The following is a 4,008-nucleotide window of genomic DNA, read 5'->3' as shown; positions in this document are numbered from 1 at the left end:
ACCCAAACCCAAACCCAAACCCACACCCCCCCCACCCAAGCCAGAGACAACCCAAGCTCCCAATCATCAGGTGATTGTGATCAATTCCAGCCGTTTTTTAATGGGCTATGGTGTGGCAGACATCAAGAGCACGGCTAATGATGATCTGGATGATAAAGAGGATGCCTATTTTAATGCCAGACGCATGCTCACTTTTTCAATTTACAAAAAGTTTAGCCAAGTTTTGGACAAATACCACCTCAAATCCGACAATCTTAAAAATATCCTGCTCTTTAGCATCGATAAAGCCATTGACAGCATGGACATTTACAAAGAGAAAAAATATGTTGTGTTGCCCCATTACCGCAAGGTCTTGGCGTTATTTTTGGTCGATAGCAGTGTTTTAGAACGCATCCGCCAAACCGTGCGCGCGCAATACAATTTCACCAACGAACAACGCAATGTGATCGATCGCTTGATCTTCACCATGCAAAATGAGGACACACTCCACTGATTTCATTCACATGTTTGGCACATGTTGGCACATTTTCATTCACATGTGAATGAAAATGTGAATGAAACGAATCCAAATAGGTCTTTTTACACCCAAATAACCCATGTTGGCACATGCACATGTGCCAATGCGTGGTTGAAAAAGCCTTTTTATTCACATGCCCTAAGCCCCAGCCCAACGCCCTTAAAGACCTCTCATTCACATATTCACATGCCCTACTACTATTGCTAAAATTTAAATATACATGCCAAAAAACCCATAGACCCCAAGACAAAAGCAAACATGAGGGTTATTATCCGCTAAAAATCAAAATGGGTTTTGGTAATCCCACCCCACACACTCCCGACCAAGTTATGGGGGCTGAGTATGGAATTTGGGCTTAGAAGGAGATTAACAAGGGGTTTTGGTTAAAAATTCCAAACATAATTGGCATAAAGAACCAAACTTCTTTGGAAGGTAACACCAGAAACCCCGCTTGGGGTTACAGAGCGGAAGTAGTAGTTACGCACAATGGGGATTTTTAAGCCAAATTCAAAGCCCTGGTGCTTGGTTACATTAGCCCGCACCCCAAAACGCAAGGGGATTTGGAAATAACTAAAATTGACGCTCACTCCGGGGTATTTGGTGAGACTCTTAACTAGGCTAGCCCCGCTATTGCTCCAAGAGCTCCCCGCAAAGGCGATCCCCATAAAAAACCCGGTTTGAATCTCGCGTGTGTTGATAAAATTAAAGAGATAATCTGCACCCACGCCATAAACATTGTTATTGTAGCGCGCACCATTAAAAGTTGGGTTATCATAGCCATAATCATAAAAAGCATAGACTCGAAACCCGTTGCGTTTTTCTCTCTTACCTAAAAAAAACTTATACCCCCCCTCCATGCTAAAACCATACATGTTACTCTGTCCGCTGGTATAGGGCAAGTTAAACCCAAGCGATCCGGTGATCGTGGTTTTCACTAAAGCATACTGCAAGCCCGCAGACACATAAAAAGCCTTTTTCTCAGCTAAAGCCACACTCCCAACCAATAACAGCCCACAGCAAACTAATTTTTTCAACACTCTTCCTTAAAAATCAAAATTGCCTTGCCTGCCTTTGTTCATGCTCGCATGCACGCTTTGCACGAAATTTTGGCGATCCGCGCACTCCAAGACCAACTCGCATGGCAAGCACGAGCCTAAACCCTTGCGTTCTTGACAAGCTTTAATTTTGGCACACCAGTTATCTAATTCTGCCTCAAAATCGCGTTCCACCTAAAAATCCCCCAATGCTTCCATTTCCACTTTAGAGCCCAAAAAGCATGCACTCTTGGCATGCAAGCTCTCTAATGGCTGATCTAAAAGCCTTTGCCCTCCCTTAAGCAAGGCTAGCCCCCCGGCTTGCTCGATCACAAACGCCAAAGGATAGACCTCAAAGAGTTGGCGTAACTTGCCCTGGGGCGCATCCTTAGTGGCTGGGTAGCAAAATAACCCCCCTTGTTTGCTTAACAAGTGGTGCACATCAGCGACCATGCTCCCGCTATAACGCAAGCGGTAGCCTTGCTTAAAAAAACGATCCAAAAAAGCACGATACTGCGGGCTAAAATGCTCCCAACTCCCCCCGGGGGCGATGTTTTTACCCTTATCTTTCAAGCTCAAATGACCTTTAAATACCCAAGTTTGGCTTTCCTCGTGGTAAAGATAATGCCCCACCTCTTTAGTTGTAGCCACCACTAATTCTAATTTAGCCCCATAGAGGATATAAGCCCCCATTTGTAAGGTGTGTGCGATTTGTTTGTTAGCAAAGCCTGCGGGCGTGTGCGCATAGATGGCAAAAATACTCCCCACCAAAAAATTAGCCCCCACCACGCTAGAACCATCTAGGGGATCAAAGGCGACTAAGTAGCCTTGTGTATCGGGCTTATAGCGTGCCTCGCTCTGCTCCTCACTCATCACGCCCCCCACACATGCCAGACCCAAAAAATGATCGCTAATGAGGTTATCCACCAACACATCTAAATCAAGTTGCAGATCGGCTGTGGGGTTTTGTTGCTGGGTGTAGTGGGGGTCGGTTTGCTTGATGAGGCGATAAACTTTAGGGGCTAGCTCTTGGAGGGCTTTTAATAACTGCTCTTTTGTGGTTGTGTCCATGTCAAGCCTTAAAATCTGAATTTAGTAGTATAATTCTAGCATGGAATGTGTGGATTTGAATAGCGACATCGGCGAGGGCTTTGGAGTCTATAAAATGGGCGATGATGGGGCGGTTTTAGAATGCGTGAGCAGTGCCAATGTCGCTTGTGGCTGGCATGCCGGCGATGCGTTGATTATGGAGGGCATGGCTCAAAGAGCACGGGATTTAGGCGTGGGTTTGGGCGCGCATGTGGGCTATCCAGACTTGCTAGGCTTTGGGCGGCGTAAAATGGAGATTAGCCCTAGGGAAGCTAGGTGTTACACCCTCTATCAAATCGGTGCGCTAGAGGCTTTTGCTAAAAGTTATGGGTTTGCCCTCCAACATGTCAAATTGCATGGGAGTTTTTACAACCAAGCCTCTAGCGATCCCAACCTAGCCCGTGCGATCCTAGAGGGCATATCTGCTTATAACCCCAAACTCATCGTGCTCACCTTGAGTCAAAGTTTGATGGCTATAGAGGGGCAAAAAATGGGGCTAAAAGTGGCTGAAGAAGCCTTTATTGATCGGCATTACCTAGCCAGCGGGCAATTAGTGCCCAGATCCCACCCCCAAGCGCTGATCAGCGATGTAAATTACGCTCTAGAGCGTGCTTTAAAAATGATCACCGAGTGCAAGGTGCGCACTTTGGAGGGCACAGAGATAGAGATAAAAGCGCATTCTTTATGCGTGCATGGGGATAACCCCAAAGCCTTAGAATTTGCCAAACAAATACGCACCGGTTTAGAAAAACATGGCATAACCATCCGCCCCCTAAGATCGATCTTAGGACTTTCCCATTAAAACGCGGTCATTCTTATGGGGTGTGGCTTTTTTTAGCGCAACGGCTGCCATTGGTCCGGGCTTTTTGACCCAAAGCGCGCAATTCACCCAAGAGTTAAAAAGCTCTTTTGCAGCCGTGATTGTGGTTTCCATCATCGCCTCTTTGATCGCCCAAATCAATGTTTGGCGTGTGTTGGGTATCTCCCAACAAAGAGGGCAGGATGTCGCCAACACCTTACTACCCGGTTTGGGGCATTTTTTGACCTTTGTCATCACACTGGGGGCTTTGGCTTTTAATATTGGGAATGTGGGCGGAGCAGCTTTGGGGTTGCAAGCATTAGTGGGGCTGGATTTAAAAAGTGGGGGGTTGCTTAGTGCCTTGTTGGCGATCTTAATTTTTTTATCCAAGAGTGCGGGGCATTTGATGGATCGCGTGGCACAGATTTTAGGCGTGTTGATGATCATCTTGATTGCCTTTGTTGCCTTTTTCACCCACCCACCCATCGCCTAAGTGGCTAAAGTAAGCTTTTTGCCTAGCCATTTTTCAATGGCAGCCACCATTACGCTTATTGGGGGGAGTGTGGGGG

At 46.4% G+C, this 4,008-nt stretch carries 6 protein-coding genes; 3 read left to right on the top strand and 3 right to left on the bottom strand.

What is annotated here, in order from left to right:
* On the top strand, positions 1–493 hold a 493-nt coding region (locus tag C5684_RS07490; protein ID WP_233708706.1), incomplete at its 5' end, for a hypothetical protein.
* A 407-nt stretch (positions 494–900) separates the two neighbouring features.
* Here C5684_RS07490 and C5684_RS07480 read toward each other — a convergent pair.
* Genes C5684_RS07480 through C5684_RS07470 form a run of 3 tightly spaced genes read right to left on the bottom strand, consistent with a single transcriptional unit; the run spans position 901 to position 2,622 of the window.
* Positions 901–1,554, bottom strand: a complete 654-nt coding sequence (locus C5684_RS07480; RefSeq protein WP_233708705.1) for an outer membrane protein — start codon at positions 1,552–1,554, stop codon at positions 901–903.
* A gap of 6 nt (positions 1,555–1,560) precedes the next feature.
* Entirely contained in the window at positions 1,561–1,746 is a 186-nt protein-coding gene (locus tag C5684_RS07475; RefSeq protein WP_013890382.1) for a hypothetical protein, read from the bottom strand.
* Positions 1,747–2,622: a class 1 fructose-bisphosphatase gene (locus C5684_RS07470; protein WP_104639914.1), complete on the bottom strand. Its 876-nt coding sequence runs from the start codon at positions 2,620–2,622 to the stop codon at positions 1,747–1,749.
* Between the two features lie 40 nt (positions 2,623–2,662).
* Between C5684_RS07470 and C5684_RS07465 the strand changes: the two genes are divergently transcribed.
* Together C5684_RS07465 and C5684_RS07460 are read left to right on the top strand one after the other, a co-directional pair.
* Positions 2,663–3,442 (top strand): LamB/YcsF family protein, encoded by a 780-nt coding sequence (locus tag C5684_RS07465; RefSeq protein WP_104639913.1) that lies wholly within the window; start codon positions 2,663–2,665, stop codon positions 3,440–3,442.
* A gap of 22 nt (positions 3,443–3,464) precedes the next feature.
* Positions 3,465–3,932, top strand: coding sequence for a divalent metal cation transporter (locus C5684_RS07460; protein WP_199764517.1), 468 nt, complete (start codon positions 3,465–3,467; stop codon positions 3,930–3,932).
* The last annotated feature ends 76 nt before the right edge of the window (positions 3,933–4,008 follow it).

The organism is Helicobacter bizzozeronii, assembly GCF_900196775.1.
GTDB classification, from domain to species: domain Bacteria; phylum Campylobacterota; class Campylobacteria; order Campylobacterales; family Helicobacteraceae; genus Helicobacter; species Helicobacter bizzozeronii.
This window is presented reverse-complemented; position numbering and strand designations above follow the sequence as displayed.

Bases quoted from the DNA above. Each gene is read 5' to 3' on its own strand.
- C5684_RS07470 (WP_104639914.1), bottom strand. From the start codon at position 2,622: ATGGACACAACCACAAAAGAGCAGTTATTAAAAGCCCTCCAAGAGCTA.
- C5684_RS07465 (WP_104639913.1), top strand. From the start codon at position 2,663: ATGGAATGTGTGGATTTGAATAGCGACATCGGCGAGGGCTTTGGAGTC.